General features: G+C 68.1%; 32 protein-coding genes. 31 read left to right on the top strand and 1 reads right to left on the bottom strand.

Features of this window, described 5'->3' with window-relative positions; all coding sequences use genetic code 11:
• Positions 1-12: 12 nt before the first annotated feature.
• Complete coding sequence (locus tag J2W45_RS09130; protein WP_310130980.1) at positions 13-633, top strand: hypothetical protein; 621 nt, start codon at positions 13-15, stop codon at positions 631-633.
• Positions 630-1,241, top strand: coding sequence for a hypothetical protein (locus J2W45_RS09125; protein WP_310130978.1), 612 nt, complete (start codon positions 630-632; stop codon positions 1,239-1,241). The genes J2W45_RS09130 and J2W45_RS09125 overlap by 4 nt, the downstream gene beginning before the upstream one ends.
• Here the strand turns inward: J2W45_RS09125 and J2W45_RS09120 are convergent.
• Positions 1,198-1,956, bottom strand: coding sequence for a hypothetical protein (locus tag J2W45_RS09120; RefSeq protein ID WP_310130976.1), 759 nt, complete (start codon positions 1,954-1,956; stop codon positions 1,198-1,200). The two genes, J2W45_RS09125 and J2W45_RS09120, sit on opposite strands and share 44 nt — an antisense overlap.
• A gap of 154 nt (positions 1,957-2,110) precedes the next feature.
• Here J2W45_RS09120 and J2W45_RS09115 point away from each other — a divergent pair, with 154 nt between their 5' ends.
• The 29 genes from J2W45_RS09115 (at position 2,111) to rplO (ending at position 20,852) form a co-directional block, all read left to right on the top strand.
• Positions 2,111-2,407: a WXG100 family type VII secretion target gene (locus tag J2W45_RS09115; protein ID WP_158865633.1), complete on the top strand. Its 297-nt coding sequence runs from the start codon at positions 2,111-2,113 to the stop codon at positions 2,405-2,407.
• Positions 2,408-2,504: 97 nt separating this feature from the next.
• Positions 2,505-3,551, top strand: a complete 1,047-nt coding sequence (locus tag J2W45_RS09110) for a hypothetical protein (RefSeq protein WP_310130975.1) — start codon at positions 2,505-2,507, stop codon at positions 3,549-3,551.
• Between the two features lie 14 nt (positions 3,552-3,565).
• On the top strand, positions 3,566-4,348 hold the full coding sequence (locus J2W45_RS09105; protein WP_310130973.1) for a hypothetical protein: 783 nt from the start codon (positions 3,566-3,568) through the stop codon (positions 4,346-4,348).
• Between the two features lie 27 nt (positions 4,349-4,375).
• Entirely contained in the window at positions 4,376-4,585 is a 210-nt protein-coding gene (locus J2W45_RS09100) for a hypothetical protein (RefSeq protein ID WP_310130971.1), read from the top strand.
• 340 nt (positions 4,586-4,925) lie between these two features.
• Entirely contained in the window at positions 4,926-5,300 is a 375-nt protein-coding gene (gene rpsL, locus J2W45_RS09095; RefSeq protein ID WP_011186743.1) for a 30S ribosomal protein S12, read from the top strand.
• A complete protein-coding gene (gene rpsG, locus J2W45_RS09090; RefSeq protein ID WP_089908555.1) occupies positions 5,300-5,770 on the top strand; it encodes a 30S ribosomal protein S7 in 471 nt (156 codons plus the stop codon). Before rpsL ends, rpsG begins: the two co-directional genes overlap by 1 nt.
• Positions 5,771-5,854: 84 nt before the next feature.
• Positions 5,855-7,969 carry an elongation factor G gene (gene fusA / locus J2W45_RS09085; protein ID WP_310130969.1) on the top strand — a complete coding sequence of 705 codons (2,115 nt, stop codon included), beginning with the start codon at positions 5,855-5,857 and terminating at the stop codon, positions 7,967-7,969.
• A gap of 115 nt (positions 7,970-8,084) precedes the next feature.
• Positions 8,085-9,278 carry an elongation factor Tu gene (gene tuf / locus J2W45_RS09080; protein WP_310130967.1) on the top strand — a complete coding sequence of 398 codons (1,194 nt, stop codon included), beginning with the start codon at positions 8,085-8,087 and terminating at the stop codon, positions 9,276-9,278.
• Positions 9,279-9,748: 470 nt separating this feature from the next.
• Positions 9,749-10,747 (top strand): hypothetical protein, encoded by a 999-nt coding sequence (locus J2W45_RS09075; RefSeq protein ID WP_310130964.1) that lies wholly within the window; start codon positions 9,749-9,751, stop codon positions 10,745-10,747.
• A gap of 413 nt (positions 10,748-11,160) precedes the next feature.
• Positions 11,161-11,469, top strand: a complete 309-nt coding sequence (rpsJ, locus tag J2W45_RS09070) for a 30S ribosomal protein S10 (protein WP_018191969.1) — start codon at positions 11,161-11,163, stop codon at positions 11,467-11,469.
• Positions 11,470-11,483: 14 nt separating this feature from the next.
• Positions 11,484-12,158, top strand: coding sequence for a 50S ribosomal protein L3 (rplC, locus tag J2W45_RS09065; protein WP_310130963.1), 675 nt, complete (start codon positions 11,484-11,486; stop codon positions 12,156-12,158).
• 4 nt (positions 12,159-12,162) lie between these two features.
• Entirely contained in the window at positions 12,163-12,825 is a 663-nt protein-coding gene (gene rplD, locus J2W45_RS09060; protein WP_310130962.1) for a 50S ribosomal protein L4, read from the top strand.
• Complete coding sequence (gene rplW, locus J2W45_RS09055) at positions 12,825-13,121, top strand: 50S ribosomal protein L23 (protein WP_310130960.1); 297 nt, start codon at positions 12,825-12,827, stop codon at positions 13,119-13,121. The genes rplD and rplW overlap by 1 nt, the downstream gene beginning before the upstream one ends.
• Before the next feature lie 24 nt (positions 13,122-13,145).
• Positions 13,146-13,985, top strand: coding sequence for a 50S ribosomal protein L2 (gene rplB, locus J2W45_RS09050; RefSeq protein ID WP_310130958.1), 840 nt, complete (start codon positions 13,146-13,148; stop codon positions 13,983-13,985).
• A 12-nt stretch (positions 13,986-13,997) separates the two neighbouring features.
• Positions 13,998-14,279 (top strand): 30S ribosomal protein S19, encoded by a 282-nt coding sequence (rpsS, locus tag J2W45_RS09045; RefSeq protein ID WP_018191964.1) that lies wholly within the window; start codon positions 13,998-14,000, stop codon positions 14,277-14,279.
• A 24-nt stretch (positions 14,280-14,303) separates the two neighbouring features.
• Positions 14,304-14,714: a 50S ribosomal protein L22 gene (rplV, locus tag J2W45_RS09040; protein ID WP_310130956.1), complete on the top strand. Its 411-nt coding sequence runs from the start codon at positions 14,304-14,306 to the stop codon at positions 14,712-14,714.
• Positions 14,714-15,481: a 30S ribosomal protein S3 gene (gene rpsC / locus J2W45_RS09035; protein ID WP_310130955.1), complete on the top strand. Its 768-nt coding sequence runs from the start codon at positions 14,714-14,716 to the stop codon at positions 15,479-15,481. The genes rplV and rpsC overlap by 1 nt, the downstream gene beginning before the upstream one ends.
• Before the next feature lie 2 nt (positions 15,482-15,483).
• Positions 15,484-15,903 carry a 50S ribosomal protein L16 gene (gene rplP, locus J2W45_RS09030; protein WP_055894786.1) on the top strand — a complete coding sequence of 140 codons (420 nt, stop codon included), beginning with the start codon at positions 15,484-15,486 and terminating at the stop codon, positions 15,901-15,903.
• A complete protein-coding gene (gene rpmC / locus J2W45_RS09025) occupies positions 15,903-16,232 on the top strand; it encodes a 50S ribosomal protein L29 (protein WP_089908569.1) in 330 nt (109 codons plus the stop codon). Before rplP ends, rpmC begins: the two co-directional genes overlap by 1 nt.
• Entirely contained in the window at positions 16,232-16,537 is a 306-nt protein-coding gene (gene rpsQ, locus J2W45_RS09020; protein WP_310130954.1) for a 30S ribosomal protein S17, read from the top strand. The genes rpmC and rpsQ overlap by 1 nt, the downstream gene beginning before the upstream one ends.
• Entirely contained in the window at positions 16,534-16,902 is a 369-nt protein-coding gene (gene rplN / locus J2W45_RS09015) for a 50S ribosomal protein L14 (RefSeq protein ID WP_018191958.1), read from the top strand. Before rpsQ ends, rplN begins: the two co-directional genes overlap by 4 nt.
• Positions 16,903-16,905: 3 nt before the next feature.
• On the top strand, positions 16,906-17,265 hold the full coding sequence (gene rplX / locus J2W45_RS09010; protein ID WP_090035914.1) for a 50S ribosomal protein L24: 360 nt from the start codon (positions 16,906-16,908) through the stop codon (positions 17,263-17,265).
• Positions 17,265-17,852 carry a 50S ribosomal protein L5 gene (gene rplE, locus J2W45_RS09005; RefSeq protein ID WP_310130952.1) on the top strand — a complete coding sequence of 196 codons (588 nt, stop codon included), beginning with the start codon at positions 17,265-17,267 and terminating at the stop codon, positions 17,850-17,852. The genes rplX and rplE overlap by 1 nt, the downstream gene beginning before the upstream one ends.
• A 100-nt stretch (positions 17,853-17,952) precedes the next feature.
• Positions 17,953-18,351, top strand: coding sequence for a 30S ribosomal protein S8 (rpsH, locus tag J2W45_RS09000; RefSeq protein WP_310130950.1), 399 nt, complete (start codon positions 17,953-17,955; stop codon positions 18,349-18,351).
• 6 nt (positions 18,352-18,357) lie between these two features.
• Complete coding sequence (gene rplF, locus J2W45_RS08995) at positions 18,358-18,894, top strand: 50S ribosomal protein L6 (RefSeq protein WP_310130948.1); 537 nt, start codon at positions 18,358-18,360, stop codon at positions 18,892-18,894.
• A gap of 2 nt (positions 18,895-18,896) precedes the next feature.
• Positions 18,897-19,268: a 50S ribosomal protein L18 gene (gene rplR, locus J2W45_RS08990; RefSeq protein WP_310130946.1), complete on the top strand. Its 372-nt coding sequence runs from the start codon at positions 18,897-18,899 to the stop codon at positions 19,266-19,268.
• Entirely contained in the window at positions 19,265-19,978 is a 714-nt protein-coding gene (gene rpsE, locus J2W45_RS08985) for a 30S ribosomal protein S5 (protein ID WP_310130943.1), read from the top strand. Before rplR ends, rpsE begins: the two co-directional genes overlap by 4 nt.
• Positions 19,978-20,163 (top strand): 50S ribosomal protein L30, encoded by a 186-nt coding sequence (rpmD, locus tag J2W45_RS08980; RefSeq protein ID WP_018191951.1) that lies wholly within the window; start codon positions 19,978-19,980, stop codon positions 20,161-20,163. Before rpsE ends, rpmD begins: the two co-directional genes overlap by 1 nt.
• The gene (gene rplO, locus J2W45_RS08975; RefSeq protein ID WP_310130939.1) at positions 20,163-20,852 is read left to right on the top strand and encodes a 50S ribosomal protein L15; all 690 of its coding nucleotides are present in this window, start codon (positions 20,163-20,165) and stop codon (positions 20,850-20,852) included. Before rpmD ends, rplO begins: the two co-directional genes overlap by 1 nt.
• Positions 20,853-20,906 lie beyond the last annotated feature (54 nt).

Below are 20,906 nucleotides of genomic sequence, written 5' to 3'. Positions count from 1 at the left end.
AGGGGACCGGAGATGACGCTGCGTTCGCAGGACATCGTCGACATCGCGTTCGACGCGCCGGAGGGCTGGTACGACGTCGAGCTGCTGAGCGAGCACGGCAGCGAGGACTGGCCGGAGCGGCTGACCGCCTCCCTCGACGCCGGCGCCCTCGCCGGTGAGCTCGCCGAGCGCCTGCGGGCGCTCCAGCAGCTGCTGCACGCGGAGGACCCGACCGGCGCCACGCGCGCCCGGGTCTACGTCCCTGTCCCCGCGGCGGGTGTCCTCACCGCGTTCCAGACCTGGGAGCTCCTGGAGCTCGAGGTCGACGACTCGCCCGAGAGCTACCTGGCGGCGGTGGATGCGGAGGGCGGCCACCGCGAACCGGGTTACGAGATCGTCGGCTACCGCTCCTGGCGCACCCCGCATCCGACGGGCGAGCTGGTCGGCTTCACCCACCTGACGGCCATCGCCGACGAGGACGCGGGCGACGCCCTGCTGGAACAGCGCGTCGTGTTCGCGCTGTTCCCGGTCGGCTCGGCGCAGGCCGTCCAGCTGGTGTTCCGCTCCGCGTTCGTCGGCGGTTTCGCCGACATGGTCCAGGACACCCAGGCCATCGCCGACTCGCTGCGCGTCACCCTGGGGGAGTTCGCATGACCGATCCGCGCCTGACCACGCTCGACGACGAGCTCACCATCGTCTTCCCGGGCACGTGGGTCATGATCCCGCTGCACGACGACGAGGCGGCGGCCCGCCGCATCCAGCGCCTGGTCGCCGACCGCGTCGGTCGTGCGGACCGGCTGGCCCGCGTGCGGCGCACCGCGAAGAGCGAGCTGGAGCGGCTGGTCGCCCTGGCCAACGGCAGCACCGCCTTCGCGCTGGCCCTCTCGCTGGAGATCCTTCCCGGCGTGCCCTTCCCGGCCTCCATCGTGCTGTCGCGGGAGGAGTGGCCGACGCGGCCGGAGCCGGGTGCCGACCCGGCCGTGCACCTCGCGCGCTGCTTCCCGGACGACGAGGCGCTCGACTTCTCCTTCGGCCCCGTGCGCCGCCGGTCGACGGTGCGGACGAGCACCTACGAGGAGGAGTCCGCGCCCGAGCTGGTCGCCGACTACCGCTTCGCCGTGCCGGGAGGGGAGCGGCTCGTCCACGCGCGCGTCAACGCGCCGATGGCGGCGGCTCCCGATCTCTACCTCGAGCTGTTCGACGCGATGATCGACTCGATCAGCTCCCGGGCACCGCTCGGGGCGCCGGCCGCCGCCCGCTGACCCGCGCGCGGTACGCCCGCACCACGAGCGCCACCGAGAGGGCCACCAGCGCGCCCGTCACGATCGCCCACACGGCGACGCCCACCACGCCGAGCGGCCAGAACAGCCAGCCGGGTGCCAGGAACGAGGCGAGCCCGTACGGGATGCCCGCGTACAGGATGCGTCGGCCCGGCCGCCAGCCGAGCAGCATCAGCTCGGTCCAGAACCGGGTCCACGGGGTGAGGTGCACCGGCAGCAGCGACAGCGCCGTGGGTCCGAGCGTCGGCGGTCCGATGACGTTGCGCGACCATCCTGTGCTCGACAGCCGCTCGCCCGCGTAGCGCGGGAGCAGGCTCCGGCCGACGTAGGTCCAGGCCAGCACGGCGAGCGGCACGGCGGCGAGCGGCAGGGCGACGTACGCGTAGCCGAGCAGCGGAACCAGCACCACGGCGGCGAACACGAGGAACAGGACGGTCGGGACGACATCGCCGCCGGTCAGGAACTCCTCCGTGCTGAAGTCCGGGTTCGTGCTCCACAGTGCGAAGGGCAGCGCGGCGGGGAGGAGCAGGACGATCGCGCCGAGCACCGTCCACACCAGGGCGACCAGCAGGTAGCCGACCGGACGCAACGCCCGCTCGGCGGCCGACGGCGGCGTCGCCGCCCGGTCCGAGCGGGGGAGCCGGGCGCGGGCGGCCGCGGAGTTCGCGTTCGGCTTCATCGGGCTGTACGACGGCATGGCTGCCAGGCTATCCCGCTGGCCCGGCGGCGCAGAACCCGCGTGCATGGGGAGTGCTCCCCATTCCGTCCATCCGGCCCGCCTGGTTAGGTGGACGTAGCTGGTCGGCCCCGGGGGCACGGCCTCTTTCGAACACGAAGGGATAAGGACCGTCATGGCCAACATGAACGTCACGTACGGCGAGATGACCGATGCCGCCAACCGCCTGATCGCGGGCAAGGACGACATCACCGCGAAGCTGCACGAGCTCCAGAACCTGGTGAACGGGCTCGTCAACGGCGGCTTCGTCACCGACCAGGCGTCGGGCGCCTTCCACAGCTCCTACGAGCAGTTCACCAAGGGCACCACCGACGCGGTGAACGGCCTCGACGGGATGTCGCAGTTCCTCACCAAGGCGGCGGACGCTCTGCAGAACGTCGACAGCGAGCTCGCCAAGGGCATCGGCGGCTGACCGCTCCGGCGACCGTCTCGAGCGCGGGTACCCCGAACGGGTGCCCGCGCTCTGCTGTGCGCGGCCCCTAGGCTGGCTCCTGGTCGAAGGGGGAACCGTGAGCGAGCAGTCCGTCGAGGCACCGGCGAGTCGGATCCGGGTGCGCTGGTACTGGTGGGCGCTCGCCGCCCTGGCGGTGCTGTGCACCGCGGTCGGCGCGTTCTTTTCGGCGTCGACGATCGCCGCGGCCCAGGACATGCCGCGCAGCGTGGTGGCCCGCTACCTGACCGCGCTCGAGCACGGTCGTGCTCGCGAGGCGATGGCGCTCGGCGGCATCACCGCGAAGTCCGGCGACATCCTGCTCACCGACGCCGCGTACCGCCGCGCCACCGACCGCATCACCTCCTTCACTCTGGCGCGTCCCACCACCCGCGGCGGCATCACGACGGTGGATGCGACGGTGCAGCAGGGCGATCGCCCTTACCACCGCACGTTCCGCGTCGTGCGGGCCGGCGGCCTCCCCTTCCTCCCGCTGTGGAGGCTGGCCCCCGTGACGCCCGACACCGTGGAGGTCGGGGTCGATGGACCGACCGGCCTGACGTTCACCGTGGCCGGCGCCACGCCGCACGCCGGTGCGTCCGACGTGCGCCTGCGCGCTCTGCCGGGCAGCTATCCGGTCGCGGTCACGTCGCCGGACGCGGACTACACCGTCAGCGGCGGCGTCGCGCTCTCCCACCCGGTCGGCAGCACCGTCACCCCGACCGTCTTCGCGGCCCAGCTCTCCGATGCGGGAAGCGCGGACGCGCAGAAGGCCGTCGACTCCTGGCTGGACGCGTGCCTCGCCACCCAGGACGCGGCTCCCGTGAACTGCCCGTTCCTGGTCAAGGACGAGACGGTGAACGGCGTCCGCGCCAGCGACTTCCGCTGGACGCTGGACGCGCGACCTGAGGTGACGGTCGACACCGCGTGGACGGACGGCGGCTTCGCCGTCCGCGGCGACGGAGGAGCTGTCCAGGCGACGGCCACCCTGACGCGCCTGGCCGACGGCGCGACCGCGCAGGTGACGACCGAGCAGATCCCCTTCTCGTACGCCGGCGAGGTCACCTTCACCGGCGACGGCGCGGTGTTCCGCCCGTCCTTCGGCGACGACTCGGGGCAGGGCTGACCGCTGTGGGGTCCATGAGCCGGGGGAGCCTCACCGCGCTGGGGGTCGGCGCCGCCGCCGCGGTGCTGGCGACGGTCGCGGGCGCAGTGATGTCCGTCGCGACCATCGGGATGGCGCAGGACCAGCCCCGGGCCCTGGTCGCCCGCTACCTGACCGCGCTGCAGCACGGCAGGGCCGAGCAGGCCATGCGCATCGCGGGCATCCGTCACTCCGCAGCCGACATCCTGCTGACCGACGCCGCCTACGCGAAGGCCGGCGACCGGATCACCTCCTTCACGATCGCCCGGCCGGTGACCCGCTCGGGCCGGACGACGGTGGCGGCGACCGTCTCCCTCGGCGACCGCACGCAGCACCGCACCTTCGCGTTCGAGCGCACGGGCGGCCTGCCCGGCGTCCCGCTCTGGCGGATGCGACCGGTCGCCGCCGACACCGTGTCGTTCGCGGTCCACGCGCCGGACGGCCTGACCTACTCGATCGCCGGCATCCGGCCGAAGGAGCAGACCCCGGGCGCCGCCGTGACGCTCCGCGCGCTCCCCGGCAGCTATCCGGTGGCCTTCTCGTCGCCCAGCAGCGAGTACCGCATCTGGGATGCGGATGTCGCCTCCACGCCGGCCGGCCGGACGCACACGGTGACCTTCTCGGCGCAGCTCTCGTCCGACGGCGACACCGCGGCGCGCGCGGCGGTGGAGGCGTGGCTCGACGCCTGCCTGGCCTCGACCTCGACGGCGCCCGCCGGATGCCCGTTCGTCGTCGACGCGGCCACGGACGACGGCGCGGTCGTCGGCGACGTGCACTAGACTCTGGATGCGCGGCCCGTCGTCAGCGTGGACCCGGCGTGGGCGCACGGCGGCTGGCTGGTCCTGGGCGACGACGGGAGGCTCGAGGCCAGCGGCACCGCGACCCGTCCCTCGGACGGCGCCACCGGCGAGGTGTCCACCGAGCCGTTCGCCTTCCAGTACTCCGGGGTCGTCACGTTCGGGCCCGACGGCGCGGTCTTCACGCCGGTGCTCGACGACGGCACGACGCAGGGCTGACGCGGGGTTTCGCCGTGCGCGGACAGGGGCGTCGGCGGCCCTCCGCCATTTGACCGCCAGGAGGCCACCGGATAGTATTTATCGGGTGTGCGCTCTGTCGCGCGCTTGTCTCGTGCCCACTTCCGGGCGCAGGTCGAGCGGGCTGGCACGTACTCATCCGATGGGCAGGGAGACCGCACGGAACCCCCGCCCCCACGGCATATCGGCCGGCGGACAACGCCTGTCGGCCGATTCCCCCAGTGCCTTCTCATCCGCGAGCCGAATGCGTGCGAAGCGGGCGGGTGGCTGCTGGGGAAAAAGCGACAACTGTCACCGTGCAGTCCATATAAGGAGAAGTTCAGTGCCAACCATTCAGCAGTTGGTCCGCAAGGGACGGACGCCGAAGGTCACCAAGACCAAGGCCCCCGCCCTGAAGGCCAACCCCCAGCAGCGCGGCGTGTGCACCCGTGTCTACACCACCACCCCCAAGAAGCCGAACTCGGCGCTCCGCAAGGTCGCCCGTGTGAAGCTGTCGAACGGGACCGAGGTCACCGCTTACATCCCCGGTGAGGGCCACAACCTGCAGGAGCACTCCATGGTGCTCGTCCGTGGCGGCCGTGTGAAGGACCTTCCCGGCGTCCGCTACAAGATCGTCCGCGGCGCCCTGGACACCCAGGCCGTGAAGAACCGCAAGCAGGCTCGCAGCCGTTACGGCGCGAAGATGGAGAAGAAGTAATGCCTCGCAAGGGTCCCGCTCCGAAGCGCCCCGTCGTCGCCGACCCGGTCTACGGGTCCCCGGTCGTCAGCCAGCTCGTCAACAAGATCCTCCTCGACGGCAAGAAGGGCCTCGCCGAGCGCATCGTCTACGACGCGCTCGAGGGCGTCGCCACCAAGTCCGGCCAGGATGCGGTCACCACGCTCAAGAAGGCGCTCGACAACATCCGTCCGACCCTCGAGGTCCGCTCCCGCCGTGTCGGTGGTTCGACCTACCAGGTGCCGGTCGAGGTGAAGCCGCACCGCGCCAACACCCTCGCGCTCCGCTGGCTCACCAGCTACGCCAAGGGCCGTCGCGAGAAGACGATGACCGAGCGTCTCACCAACGAGATCCTCGACGCCTCGAACGGCCTCGGCGCCGCCGTGAAGCGCCGTGAGGACACGCACAAGATGGCCGAGTCGAACAAGGCCTTCGCTCACTACCGCTGGTAATAAATCTGGCCGTCCGGGCGTTGTACTGAACAGTGCCGCGCCCGGACGGCACACCTTCCACTTTCAACTTTTCGGAGGAACCCTGTGGCACAGGACGTGCTCACTGACCTGAACAAGGTCCGCAACATCGGCATCATGGCCCACATCGATGCCGGCAAGACCACCACGACCGAGCGCATCCTGTTCTACACGGGCGTCAACCACAAGATCGGCGAGACGCACGACGGCGCCTCGACCACCGACTGGATGGAGCAGGAGAAGGAGCGCGGCATCACCATCACGTCCGCGGCCGTGACCTGCTTCTGGAACAAGAACCAGATCAACATCATCGACACGCCCGGACACGTCGACTTCACCGTCGAGGTGGAGCGCTCGCTCCGCGTGCTCGACGGCGCGGTCGCCGTCTTCGACGCGAAGGAGGGCGTGGAGCCCCAGTCGGAGACCGTGTGGCGCCAGGCCGACAAGTACAACGTCCCGCGCATCTGCTTCGTCAACAAGATGGACAAGCTGGGCGCCGACTTCTACTTCACGGTCGACACCATCATCTCCCGCCTCGGCGCCAAGCCGCTGGTGATGCAGCTCCCGATCGGTTCCGAGTCCGACTTCGTCGGCGTCGTCGACCTGATCGAGATGCGCGCGCTGGTCTGGCCGGGCGACGCCAAGGGCGATGTGACCATGGGCGCCAAGTACGAGGTCCAGGAGATCCCCGCCGACCTCCAGGCCAAGGCCGAGGAGTACCGCGCGAAGCTGATCGAGACCGTCGCCGAGAGCGACGACGCGCTGCTCGAGAAGTTCTTCGGCGGCGAGGAGATCACGGTCCCCGAGATCAAGGCCGCGATCCGCAAGCTCACCGTCAACAACGAGATCTACCCGGTCCTCTGCGGTTCGGCGTTCAAGAACCGCGGCGTCCAGCCGATGCTCGACGCCGTGATCGACTACCTCCCGTCGCCGCTCGACGTGCCCGCCATCGAGGCGCACAACCCGCGCGACGAGGAGCAGGTCATCATGCGTCACGCCGACGCGACCGAGCCCTTCTCGGCGCTGGCCTTCAAGGTCGCCGTGCACCCGTTCTTCGGTCGTCTGACCTACGTCCGCGTGTACTCGGGCCGCATCGACTCCGGTGCCCAGGTCGTCAACTCGACCAAGGGCAAGAAGGAGCGCATCGGCAAGATCTTCCAGATGCACGCCAACAAGGAGAACCCGGTCGACTTCGTCACCGCCGGGAACATCTACGCGGTGATCGGCCTCAAGGACACCACCACCGGTGACACCCTGAGCGACCCGGACAACCAGGTCGTGCTCGAGTCGATGACCTTCCCGGAGCCGGTGATCGAGGTCGCCATCGAGCCGAAGACCAAGGCCGACCAGGAGAAGCTGGGCACCGCGATCCAGAAGCTGGCCGAAGAGGACCCGACGTTCCGCACCGAGCAGAACCAGGAGACCGGCCAGACCGTCATCAAGGGCATGGGCGAGCTCCACCTCGACATCCTCGTCGACCGCATGAAGCGCGAGTTCAACGTCGAGGCGAACGTCGGTAAGCCCCAGGTGGCCTACCGCGAGACCATCCGCCGCACGGTGGAGAAGTACGACTACACCCACAAGAAGCAGACCGGTGGTTCCGGTCAGTTCGCAAAGGTGCAGATCAGCCTGGAGCCCATGGAGGTCACCCCGGAGACCTCGTACGAGTTCGTGAACGCCGTCACCGGCGGTCGCGTCCCGCGCGAGTACATCCCCTCGGTGGATGCGGGCATCCAGGACGCGATGCAGGTCGGCGTTCTCGCCGGCTTCCCGACGGTGGGCGTCAAGGCGACGCTCGTCGACGGTGCCTCGCACGACGTCGACTCCTCGGAGATGGCGTTCAAGATCGCCGGCTCGATGGCCTACAAGGAGGCCGCTCGGAAGGCGAACCCGGTGCTCCTCGAGCCGCTCATGGCGGTCGAGGTGCGTACGCCGGAGGAGTACATGGGCGACGTGATCGGCGACCTGAACTCCCGTCGTGGGCAGATCCAGTCCATGGAGGACGCCAGCGGTGTCAAGGTGGTGCGTGCCAACGTTCCGCTGTCCGAGATGTTCGGATACATCGGCGACCTGCGGTCGAAGACCTCGGGCCGCGCGGTGTACTCGATGCAGTTCGACAGCTACGCGGAGGTCCCGAAGGCTGTGGCCGACGAGATCGTCCAGAAGAGCAAGGGCGAGTGACCTCGGTCGCTCACCCCAGGCAACATCCCGTAACATAAGAAACCAATCCGCAGATCCCACCGGTCGAAATCCGTCGACCGGGGGACCTGCACGAGAGTCCTGAGGAGGACCCACAGTGGCTAAGGCCAAGTTCGAGCGGACTAAGCCGCACGTCAACATCGGAACCATCGGTCACGTCGACCACGGCAAGACGACGCTCACCGCGGCGATCTCCAAGGTGCTTGCTGACAAGTACCCGTCGGCGACCAACGTTCAGCGCGACTTCGCGTCGATCGACTCGGCTCCGGAAGAGCGTCAGCGTGGTATCACGATCAACATCTCGCACGTCGAGTACGAGACGCCGAAGCGCCACTACGCGCACGTTGACGCCCCGGGTCACGCCGACTACATCAAGAACATGATCACCGGTGCCGCTCAGATGGACGGCGCGATCCTCGTGGTCGCCGCCACCGACGGCCCGATGGCTCAGACCCGTGAGCACGTTCTGCTCGCCAAGCAGGTCGGCGTGCCGTACCTGCTCGTCGCGCTGAACAAGTCCGACATGGTCGATGACGAGGAGATCCTGGAGCTTGTCGAGCTCGAGGTCCGTGAGCTGCTCTCCAGCCAGGACTTCGACGGCGACAACGCTCCGGTCGTCCGCGTCTCGGGCCTGAAGGCTCTCGAGGGCGACGAGAAGTGGACGCAGTCCATCCTCGACCTCATGGAGGCCGTCGACGAGTCCATCCCGGACCCGGTGCGCGACAAGGACAAGCCGTTCCTGATGCCGATCGAGGACGTCTTCACGATCACCGGTCGTGGCACCGTCGTCACCGGTCGCGCCGAGCGCGGCACCCTCGCCATCAACTCCGAGGTCGAGATCGTCGGCATCCGCCCGACGCAGAAGACCACGGTCACCGGTATCGAGATGTTCCACAAGCAGCTCGACGAGGCGTGGGCCGGCGAGAACTGTGGTCTGCTCCTCCGCGGCACCAAGCGCGAGGACGTGGAGCGCGGCCAGGTCGTCGCGAAGCCGGGTTCTGTGACCCCTCACACCAACTTCGAGGGAACCGCCTACATCCTGTCCAAGGATGAGGGTGGCCGTCACAACCCCTTCTACACGAACTACCGTCCGCAGTTCTACTTCCGCACCACCGACGTCACCGGCGTCATCTCGCTGCCCGAGGGCACCGAGATGGTCATGCCCGGCGACACCACCGACATGTCGGTCGAGCTGATCCAGCCGATCGCCATGGAGGAGGGCCTCGGCTTCGCCATCCGTGAGGGTGGCCGCACCGTGGGCGCCGGTACCGTCACGAAGATCAACAAGTAAGTCCTCGCGACCTCGCTTGAAGAGGGTCGGGCCTTCGGGTCCGGCCCTCTTTTGTGTTCACCGGGGCTTTACCCGGCGGCATCTCCGTCGCAGAATTGACGCACCGTATCAACCGAACGGTTCCGTCGATGAGAGGAGTGCCTATGGATACCCACGGCCTCGCAAACCAGCCCACGTCGCTGACAGGTTCTCGCAACGGAAGTTCGGGGGCCGCGTAGCGGTCGTGGACACATCAGCTGAGTGGCGGCGCGAGGCGCCACTCGAGCGGGGTCGGCAGAGCCGGCCCCGCTCCTTTATGTCCGGCCGGCACCGCGACTGCTGCGTTCCGTAACGTCTGCGCCCCGTCGCCCCGCCGCAGACGTTACGAATCGGAGCAGAAGCCACTGTCCACAGGCCACGGGGTTGCCGACGGTCTCCACAGATCTGCGGCACGTCTTCGCCCGGTGCGTAACCGCCGGTAGACCGGAGGGATGCGCTCCTCCGACACTCCGCTGCTCCGGCTTCCGCCCACGGTGCTCGTCCGTCACCTCCACGGCCATGCGGAGACGCGGCAGCAGCACGCGCGGGCCGCTCACCGGGGCGACGAGATCCGGGTGGGCCGGGGTGCTTACGTCGACCGCTCCGAATGGGACCATCTCGGTGCGCGCGAGCGACATCTCGTCCGTGCCAGTGCGTTCGGCCGGACGCGTGCGACTCCGCCGGTGTTCTCGCACTGGTCTGCTGCGGCACTGCACGACCTTCCGTTCGCCCGAGATCGCGCCGACTTCATCCACATCGCCGTCGGCCGGACGAGCGGCGGCCGCTCTGCCCGGGATGTACGTGCTCACTCCGTCGATGTGCCGCAGGACGACATCGTCGATGTGCACGGGATGCGGTGCACCGGCCTCGAGCGGACCGTCGTCGACATCGCGGCGACCTCGTCGCGAGCCGAGGCCGTCGCCGTCGCCGACCACGTCCTCGCCGGCGCGGACGCCCGCGACCTCGTGAGCGGCGAGGCTCGCCGTGAGGCTCTCCTGGCCGCATGGATGCGCGCGCAGCCGTTGCGCGGACATCGCCGGGCACTGGAGGTGATCGGTTTCGCGGACGGACGCGCCGAGTCCCCGCTCGAGTCGATCAGCCGCGTGGCGATGCACGAAGCGGGGCTCCCGCGTCCGCTCTTGCAGGAGCCGTTCGACGACCGGCGCGGCCGGATCGGCTACGCCGACTTCGCGTGGCCTGAGTTCGGCCTGATCGGCGAGGCCGACGGCGACGCGAAGTACCTCGACGCCTCCCTGCGGGGCGGCCGGTCCGCCGAGCGGGTGGTGCTCGACGAGAAGATCCGCGAGGACCGCCTCCGCGCCCTCGGCTGGACCGTCGTGCGCTGGCGCTGGAGCACCGCCCGCGAGGCCGGCGCCCTGGCCCGCCTCCTCTCCGACGCCGGCCTGCCCGCCGACCCGCGTACCCGCTGGGACGACTGCGCCGTCTCGTAACGTCTGCCGCCCGTCGCGCACGCGCAGACGTTACGGGACGCGGCAGTCGCCGCGCGCGAGGCGCGCCACGCCGGCGCGACACGCCCGGGTTGCAGCATTGGCCGCGATCTGGCAAACTTGTCTAGTTCAACATTTCGGAACGCGTGCGCAGGTGCGCCCGCCGACCGGATCACTGCCAGGCAGTGCATAACCCGTCGCAGAAGCGACCGATGGTTAGGCCGCAGGCAGCAGGACACGCTCAATCAGACCACCGTAGAGGCCAGGGGTTACCCCTGTGCCACGAACCGGCCGGCTCGGGTGAGTTGACAGAAGAATAGTGGCGTTCCCCACGCGTACGTCGCACCGCGTCCAATGCGAAGAACGACTCGAGAGAGCCGTCTCGTACGACGCCATAACAAGAGAGAGAGTCAGACATGGCGGGACAGAAGATCCGCATTCGGCTTAAGTCGTATGACCACGAGGTCATCGACACCTCGGCGCGCAAGATCGTCGACACGGTGACCCGTGCAGGCGCGACCGTCGTCGGCCCGGTGCCCCTTCCCACCGAGAAGAACGTGGTGGTCGTCATCCGTTCGCCCCACAAGTACAAGGACAGCCGCGAGCACTTCGAGATGCGCACGCACAAGCGGCTGATCGACATCATCGACCCGACGCCGAAGGCCGTCGACTCGCTCATGCGTCTCGACCTGCCCGCCGACGTCAACATCGAGATCAAGCTCTAAGGGGGAGTGTCACCATGCCTAACTCCAACAGCGCAGCGCACGACACCAAGACCTCCAAGGGTCTCCTCGGCAAGAAGCTCGGCATGACCCAGGTCTGGGACGAGAACAACAAGCTCATCCCCGTCACGGTCATCGAGATCACGCCGAACGTCGTGACCCAGGTCCGCACCCCCGAGGCCGACGGCTACAACGCCGTCCAGATCGCCTACGGCCAGATCGACCCCCGCAAGGTCAACAAGCCGTCCGCCGGTCACTTCGACAAGGCGGGCGTCACCCCGCGTCGTCACCTCACCGAGGTCCGCACCGCCGACGCCGCCGAGTACGCGGCCGGCCAGGAGCTCACCGTCGACGGCACCTTCGAGATCGGCCAGCTGGTCGACGTCGTGGGTACCTCGAAGGGCAAGGGCTTCGCCGGTGTCATGAAGCGCCACAACTTCCAGGGCGTCTCCGCTTCGCACGGTGCGCACCGCAACCACCGCAAGCCGGGCTCCATCGGCGCCTCCTCGACCCCCAGCCGTGTCTTCAAGGGCATGCGCATGGCCGGTCGCATGGGTGGCGAGCGCGTCACCGTCCTGAACCTCAAGGTGCAGGGCATCGACGCCGAGAAGGGCCTGCTGCTGGTCAAGGGCGCCGTTCCCGGCGCTCGTGGCCGCATCGTTTTCGTCCGCAACGCAGTGAAGGGGGCCTAAGCACATGGCTACCTCGATTGACGTCGTCGACCTCAAGGGCAAGAAGGCCGGCTCCATCGAGCTTCCCGAGGCCCTGTTCGACGTTCAGACCAACATCCCGCTGATCCACCAGGTCGTCACGGCGCAGCTCGCCGCGGCACGCCAGGGCACGCACAAGACCAAGGGTCGTGGCGAGGTCTCCGGCGCCGGCCGCAAGCCGTTCAAGCAGAAGGGCACCGGTCGCGCCCGCCAGGGTTCCATCCGCGCCCCGCAGATGACCGGTGGTGGCATCGTCCACGGCCCGACGCCGCGCAGCTACGCGCAGCGCACCCCGAAGAAGATGATCGCCGCTGCTCTGCTCGGCGCTCTCTCGGACCGCGCTCGCGGCGCCCGTCTCCACGCCGTCCAGGCCTTCACCTCCGGTGACGCGCCCTCGACCAAGGCCGTCGTCGACCTGCTGAGCGGCATCGCGACCTCGAAGCACGTCCTCGTCGTGCTGGAGCGCGACGACGAGCTGGCCTTCAAGAGCGTCCGCAACGTCCCCTCGGTGCACGTGCTGACCTTCGACCAGCTGAACGCCTACGACGTCCTGGTGAGCGACGACATCGTCTTCTCGCAGGCCGCGCTCGAGGGCTTCATCGCCTCCAAGACGAACACTGCGAGCAACAAGGAAGAGGTGGATGCGTAATGGCCGTCAACAAGGACCCGCGCGACATCATCATCGCCCCGGTGGTCTCCGAGAAGAGCTACGGCCTGATCGACGAGGGCAAGTACACCTTCGTCGTCGACCCCCGCTCGAACAAGACCGAGATCAAGCTCGCGATCGAGTCGATCTTCAAGGTCGAGGTCGCTTCGGTGAACACCCTGAACCGTCAGGGCAAGACCCGCCGCACCCGCTTCGGCATCGGCAAGCGCAAGGACACCAAGCGCGCCATCGTCACGCTGAAGTCCGGTTCCATCGACATCTTCACGGCCGTCGGCTGAGCGAAGGACTAGAGGAAGACAGACATGGCTATTCGTAACTACAAGCCCACGACCCCCGGTCGTCGCGGCTCCTCGGTCGCCGACTTCGCCGAGATCACTCGCTCGACGCCGGAGAAGTCCCTTCTCCGTCCGCTGTCGAAGAGCGGTGGCCGCAACAACCAGGGCCGCATCACGACCCGTCACATCGGTGGTGGCCACAAGCGCCAGTACCGCGTGATCGACTTCCGTCGCAACGACAAGGACGGCGTCAACGCCAAGGTCGCTCACATCGAGTACGACCCCAACCGCACCGCTCGTATCGCGCTGCTCCACTTCGTGGACGGCACCAAGCGCTACATCCTCGCGCCGGCCGGCCTCAAGCAGGGCGACGTCGTGGAGTCGGGTGCCGGCGCGGACATCAAGCCGGGCAACAACCTGCCGCTGCGCAACATCCCGACCGGTACCGTCGTGCACGCGATCGAGCTGAAGCCGGGCGGCGGCGCGAAGATCGCCCGTTCGGCCGGTTCGTCGGTGCGCCTCGTCGCGAAGGACGGCCCCTACGCCCAGCTGCGCCTCCCCTCGGGCGAGGTCCGCAACGTCGACGCGCGCTGCCGCGCGACGATCGGCGAGGTCGGCAACGCCGAGCAGTCGAACATCAACTGGGGCAAGGCCGGCCGCATGCGCTGGAAGGGCGTCCGCCCGACCGTCCGCGGTGTCGCGATGAACCCGATCGACCACCCGCACGGTGGTGGTGAGGGCAAGACCTCCGGTGGTCGCCACCCGGTCAGCCCGTGGGGTCAGAAGGAAGGCCGTACGCGCCACCCCAACAAGGAAAGCGACAAGCTCATCGTCCGCCGCCGTAACGCCGGCAAGAAGCGCAAGTAGGAGTTCGAGAAGATGCCACGCAGTCTCAAGAAGGGCCCCTTCGTCGACGAGCACCTGTTTCGCAAGGTGGTCGCCGCGAACGAGGCCAACAGCAAGAACGTGATCAAGACCTGGTCGCGCCGCTCGATGATCGTCCCCGCCATGCTGGGTCACACCATCGCGGTGCACGACGGTCGCAAGCACATCCCGGTGTTCGTCACCGAGACCATGGTCGGTCACAAGCTCGGCGAGTTCGCGCCGACCCGTACCTTCCGCGGTCACGTGAAGGACGACAAGAAGGGTCGCCGCCGCTAACGCGGAGGCGAAAGGAGGAGAGAAATGGTGGAGTCGATCGCCCGCGTGCGACACATCCGCGTCACCCCCATGAAGGCCCGCCGCGTCGTCAACCTGATCCGCGGCAAGCAGGCCCAGGAGGCCCTGGCCATCCTGAAGTTCGCGCCGCAGAGCGCGAGCGAGCCTGTCTACAAGCTCGTCGCCTCGGCCATCGCCAACGCGCGGGTCAAGGCCGACCAGAGCAACACCTACCTGGACGAGCAGGACCTGTACGTGAGCCGCGCCTTCGTGGACGAGGGAACCACCCTCAAGCGGTTCCAGCCGCGTGCACAGGGCCGGGCCTTCCGGATCAACAAGCGCACCAGCCACATCACGATCGTCCTCGCGACGCCGGATGAGGTCGTGGACGCTCAGCCAGCGAAGAAGGCCAGCACCGTGAAGAAGGCGAGCAAGTAATGGGCCAGAAAGTCAATCCCTACGGCTTCCGTCTGGGCATCACCACCGACCACGTGTCGCGCTGGTTCTCGGACAGCACCAAGCCGGGTCAGAAGTACAGCGACTACCTCGCCGAGGACGTCAAGATCCGCCGCCTGCTGCAGACGTCGCTCGACCGCGCGGGAGTCTCGCGCATCGAGATCGAGCGCACCCGTGACCGCGTCCGCGTCGACATCCACACCGCCCGCCCGGGCATCGTGATCGGTCGTCGTGGCGCCGAGGCCGAGCGCATCCGCGCCGACCTCGAGAAGCTCACCGGCAAGCAGATCCAGCTGAACATCCTCGAGGTCAAGAACCCCGAGGCCGACGCCCAGCTCGTCGCGCAGGGCATCGCCGAGCAGCTCTCCGCCCGTGTGGCCTTCCGCCGCGCGATGCGCAAGGGCCTGCAGGGCGCGCAGCGCGCCGGCGCCAAGGGTGTCCGCATCCAGGTGTCCGGCCGTCTCGGCGGCGCCGAGATGAGCCGCTCCGAGTTCTACCGCGAGGGTCGTGTGCCGCTGCACACGCTCCGCGCCAACATCGACTACGGCTTCTACGAGGCCAAGACCACCTTCGGTCGCATCGGTGTGAAGGTGTGGATCTACAAGGGCGACATCACGAACAAGGAACTGGCTCGCGAGCAGGCGAACGTCAAGCCGTCCCGCGAGCGCAACGACCGTCCGCGTCGCGGTGGCCGGGGCAACGCCCCCGAGACCACGGCCGCGCCGGCCGCAGCAGGAGTTGAGGCATAACCATGTTGATCCCACGCAGAGTCAAGCACCGCAAGCAGCACCACCCCGGCCGTAGCGGCCAGGCGACCGGTGGCACGAAGGTCTCCTTCGGCGAGTTCGGCATCCAGGCCCTGACGCCCGCTTACGTGACCAACCGTCAGATCGAGTCCGCTCGTATCGCCATGACGCGTCACATCAAGCGTGGCGGCAAGGTGTGGATCAACATCTACCCCGACCGTCCGCTCACGAAGAAGCCGGCCGAGACCCGAATGGGTTCCGGCAAGGGTTCGCCCGAGTGGTGGGTCGCGAACGTCAAGCCGGGTCGCGTCCTCTTCGAGGTCTCGGGAGTCTCCGAGGAACTCGCTCGCGAGGCCATGACCCGTGCAATCCACAAGCTGCCCCTCAAGGCACGCATCATCAAGCGCGAGGAGGGCGACGCATAATGGCGATCGGTTCCAAGGAGCTTGCCTCGAGCGAGCTCGACACTTTCGAAGACGAGCGTCTCGTCGACGAGCTGAAGAAGGCCAAGGAAGAGTTGTTCAACCTGCGCTTCCAGTCGGCCACCGGCCAGCTCGAGAGCCACGGCCGCCTGCGCGCCGTGAAGCGTGACATCGCTCGTATCTACACCGTGATCCGCGAGCGCGAGCTCGGGATCCGGGCGACCCCGGCCCCGGCCGAGGCCGCGCCGGCCGAGAAGAAGAAGACCCGCGCCAAGAAGGCGGCCCCGGCCGCCGAGGCCGAGGTCGACACCACGAATGAGGAGGCCAAGTAATGGCTGAGACCACCAAGGCCGCGGCCGCGGAGTCGGCGGCCGGCGAGGCCCTCGTCCGCGGGTACCGCAAGGCCCGTCGCGGTTACGTCGTCAGCGACAAGATGGACAAGACCATCGTCGTCGAGGTCGAGGACCGCGTGAAGCACCCCCTGTACGGCAAGGTCATCCGCCGCACCTCCAAGGTGAAGGCGCACGACGAGAACAACACCGCCGGCATCGGCGACCTCGTTCTCATCAACGAGACCCGTCCCCTGAGCGCCAGCAAGCGCTGGCGCCTGGTTGAGATTCTGGAGAAGGCCAAGTGATCCAGCAGGAATCCCGACTCAAGGTCGCCGACAACACCGGCGCCAAGGAGCTCCTCGCGATCCGCGTGCTCGGCGGCTCCAGCCGTCGCTACGCCGGCCTCGGCGACGTCATCGTCGCCACGGTCAAGGACGCGATCCCGGGTGGGAACGTCAAGAAGGGCGACGTCGTCAAGGCGGTCGTCGTGCGTGTTCGCAAGAACACCCGCCGCCCGGACGGCTCCTACATCAAGTTCGACGAGAACGCCGCTGTCATCCTGAAGAACGACGGTGACCCCCGCGGCACGCGCATCTTCGGACCGGTCGGCCGCGAGCTCCGCGACAAGAAGTTCATGAAGATCATCTCGCTCGCACCGGAGGTGCTGTAACCCATGGCGAACATCAAGAAGGGCGACCTGGTCCAGGTCATCTCGGGCCGCTCGCAGGCCCGCGGTGGTGACCGTGGCAAGCAGGGTCGCGTCATCGAGGTTCTCGTCGAGCAGAACCGCGTCATCGTCGAGGGCGTCAACTTCGTGACCAAGCACGTGCGCGTCGGCCAGACGCAGCGTGGCACGAAGACCGGCGGCATCGAGACCCACGAGGCCCCGATCCACGTCTCGAACGTGGCGCTGGTCGACCCCGAGAGCAAGAAGCCGACCCGCGTCGGCTTCCGCGAAGAGAGCGTCACGAAGGACGGCGTCACCAAGACGGTCCGCGTTCGTTACGCCAAGAAGTCTGGTAAGGACCTGTAATGACCGACACTGCAACCGCTGCTGGCAAAATCCAGCCGCGCCTGAAGCAGAAGTACAAGAACGAGATCTCCAAGCAGCTCCAGGGAGACTTCGGCTTCACCAACGTGCACCAGGTGCCCGGTCTGGTGAAGATCGTCGTCAACATGGGTGTCGGCGAGGCGGCTCGTGACGGCAAGGTGATCGACGGTGCGGTCAACGACCTCACCCTGATCACCGGCCAGAAGCCTCAGGTCACCAAGGCCCGCAAGTCCATCGCGCAGTTCAAGCTGCGCGAGGGCCAGCCGATCGGTGCGCACGTCACGCTGCGCGGCGACCGCATGTGGGAGTTCCTCGACCGCCTGCTCTCCCTCGCGCTTCCGCGTATCCGCGACTTCCGCGGCCTCAGCGACAAGCAGTTCGACGGGAACGGCAACTACACGTTCGGTCTCACGGAGCAGTCGATGTTCCACGAGATCAACCAGGACCGCATCGACCGCGTCCGCGGCATGGACATCACCGTGGTGACCACTGCCAAGAACGACGACGAGGGCCGCGCGCTGCTGAAGCAGCTCGGCTTCCCGTTCCGTTCGAGCGACGCGGCCAACTAGGCCCACCTGCGGGCCGGCCGGCCTGGCCGGCCCGCTTCCACCACAGGTCGTCAGTCGTGTAACGGCTGAACGAAACCTGGTGACCAAAGGAAACACCGAAATGACCATGACAGATCCGGTCGCAGACATGCTGACCAGACTGCGCAACGCGAACTCGGCTCACCACGACACCGTGTCGATGCCGCACTCGAAGCTCAAGGCCCACATCGCCGAGATCCTCACCAACGAGGGCTACATCTCCGGCTGGGAGGTCACCGACGCCCGCGTCGGCAAGACCCTGACCCTGAACCTCAAGTTCGGTCCGGACCGCGAGCGTTCCATCGCCGGTATCAAGCGCGTGTCGAAGCCCGGCCTCCGCGTCTACGCGAAGTCCACGGAGCTCCCCACGGTGCTCGGCGGCCTCGGCATCGCCATCCTGTCCACCTCCTCCGGTCTGCTCACGGACCGTCAGGCTGAGAAGAAGGGCGTGGGTGGGGAAGTCCTCGCCTACGTGTGGTAATCCGCCATGTCGCGTATTGGAAGACTGCCCATCGACGTCCCCGCCGGGGTCGATGTGAAGATCGACGGCCAGGCCGTCACCGTCAAGGGTCCGAAGGGTGAGCTGAGCCTCACCGTCGCGAACCCGATCGAGGTCAAGCTCGAGGAGAACCAGGTCCTCGTGACCCGTCCGGACGACGAGCGCGAGTCGCGTTCGCTGCACGGCCTCACCCGCACCCTCATCAACAACCAGATCATCGGCGTCACCCAGGGCTACTCCAAGGGCCTGGAGATCGTCGGCACCGGTTACCGCGTCGTGCAGAAGGGTGCGGCCGTCGAGTTCGCGCTCGGCTTCTCGCACCCGGTGACCGTGGAGCCGCCGGCCGGCATCACGTTCACGGTCGAGGGCAACAACCGCCTCACCGTGGCCGGGATCGACAAGCAGGCCGTCGGCGAGGTCGCCGCGAACATCCGCAAGATCCGCAAGCCCGAGCCGTACAAGGGCAAGGGCGTGCGCTACGCCGGCGAGGTCGTTCGTCGCAAGGCCGGAAAGGCTGGTAAGTAATCATGGCTCTGGGTACCAGAGGAAAGAGCAAGGCGGCCGCTCGCGACCGCCGTCACACCCGCCTTCGCAAGAAGATCGAGGGCACCGCGGTCCGTCCGCGCCTGGTCGTCACCCGTTCGGCCCGCCACGTCTTCGTGCAGGTCGTCGACGACGCGAAGGGCCACACGCTGGCCTCGGCGTCGACCATGGAGGCCGACCTCCGCACGTTCGACGGTGACAAGACCGCCAAGGCCCGCAAGGTCGGCGAGCTCGTCGCCGAGCGCGCGAAGAGCGCCGGGGTCGAGGCCGTCGTGTTCGACCGTGGTGGCAGCAAGTACGCGGGTCGCGTCGCCGCTGTCGCCGAGGGAGCTCGAGAGGGTGGACTGAACCTGTGAGCGACGCAAACAACAAGGAGCAGACCGTGGCCGATCAGGTAACGGACAGCACGCAGCCGGTCGAGACCGCTGCGGGCACCGACAACAACACCCGGAGCGAGCGCGAGCCGCGCCGCGGTGGCCGCGAGCGCAACCCCAACCGCGACCGTGGCAGCCGTGACGCCGACAAGAGCCAGTTCCTGGAGCGCGTCGTCACCATCAACCGCGTCTCGAAGGTCGTGAAGGGTGGTCGTCGCTTCAGCTTCACCGCTCTCGTGGTCGTCGGCGACGGCAACGGCCTGGTGGGCGTCGGCTACGGCAAGGCCCGTGAGGTGCCGCTGGCGATCTCGAAGGGCGTCGAGGAGGCGAAGAAGAACTTCTTCCGCGTCCCGCGCGTCGGCAACACCATCCCGCACCCGGTGCAGGGTGAGGCCGCCGCCGGCGTCGTCCTCCTGCGTCCGGCCGCCGCCGGTACCGGTGTCATCGCCGGTGGTCCGGTGCGCGCCGTGCTCGAGTGCGCGGGCATCCACGACGTCCTGAGCAAGTCGCTCGGCTCGTCGAACACGATCAACATCGTGCACGCGACCGTCGAGGCGCTGAAGCAGCTCGAGGAGCCCCGTGCCGTCGCTGCCCGCCGTGGCCTCGACTACGACCAGGTCGCCCCGGCGCGCCTGCTTCGCACTGAGGCAGCGCTGGCCGAGGCCGCCGCGACCGCTAAGGCAGGTGCCTGATGGCTGCGCGTCTGAAGATCACGCAGATCAAGTCGAAAGTGAGCGAGAAGCAGTACCAGCGCGACACGCTGCGCAGTCTGGGACTGAAGCGCATCGGTGACGTCGTCGTCCGCGAGGACAATCCGCAGAACCGCGGGTACGTCAACACCGTCGCTCACCTGGTGAAGGTTGAGGAGATCGACTAATGGCTGACGACAAGGCCACCACTGAGGCCGCCGAGAAGCCGGCCACCAAGAAGCCCGCGACCAAGGCCGCGAGCACCAAGGCTGCCGCCGACAAGCCGGCCGCCGAGAAGACCAGCACCGCGAAGAAGGCTCCGGCCAAGAAGGCGACGGCTTCCGCCGCCGACAAGGCTGCCGCCTCGACGAAGGACGACACGGTGTCCGCAAAGCCGGCCGCCAAGGCGTCGGCCAAGAAGGACGTCGCGGAGCCCCGCGAGCAGGTCCTGAAGGTGCACCACCTCCGTCCCGCCGCCGGCGCCAAGAAGGACAAGACCCGCGTCGGACGCGGTGAGGGTTCGAAGGGTAAGACGGCCGGCCGCGGTACCAAGGGCACCAAGGCGCGTTACCAGGTCCGGCCCGGTTTCCAGGGCGGCCAGCTTCCGCTGCACATGCGTGCGCCGAAGCTGCGCGGCTTCAAGAACCCGTTCCGGGTCGAGTACCAGGTCGTGAACCTGGAGAAGCTCGCCGAGCTGTACCCGTCCGGCGGTGACGTCACCGTCGCGGACCTCGTCGCCAAGGGCGCCGTTCGCAAGAACGAGAAGGTCAAGGTTCTCGGCAACGGGGACATTGCGGTTAAGCTGAACGTTGCGGTCGACAAGGTCTCCGGCTCTGCCGAGCAGAAGATCGTCGCCGCTGGTGGCTCCGTCCAGTAGCCACCCGAACAGCAGTCGAGTCGGGTGGCCGGGAGACCGGCCACCCGACTGACT

Source organism: Leifsonia shinshuensis (assembly GCF_031456835.1).
GTDB lineage: Bacteria > Actinomycetota > Actinomycetes > Actinomycetales > Microbacteriaceae > Leifsonia > Leifsonia shinshuensis_C.
Note: the sequence above shows the minus strand (reverse complement) of the source record. Positions and strands in the feature narration are given on the sequence as shown.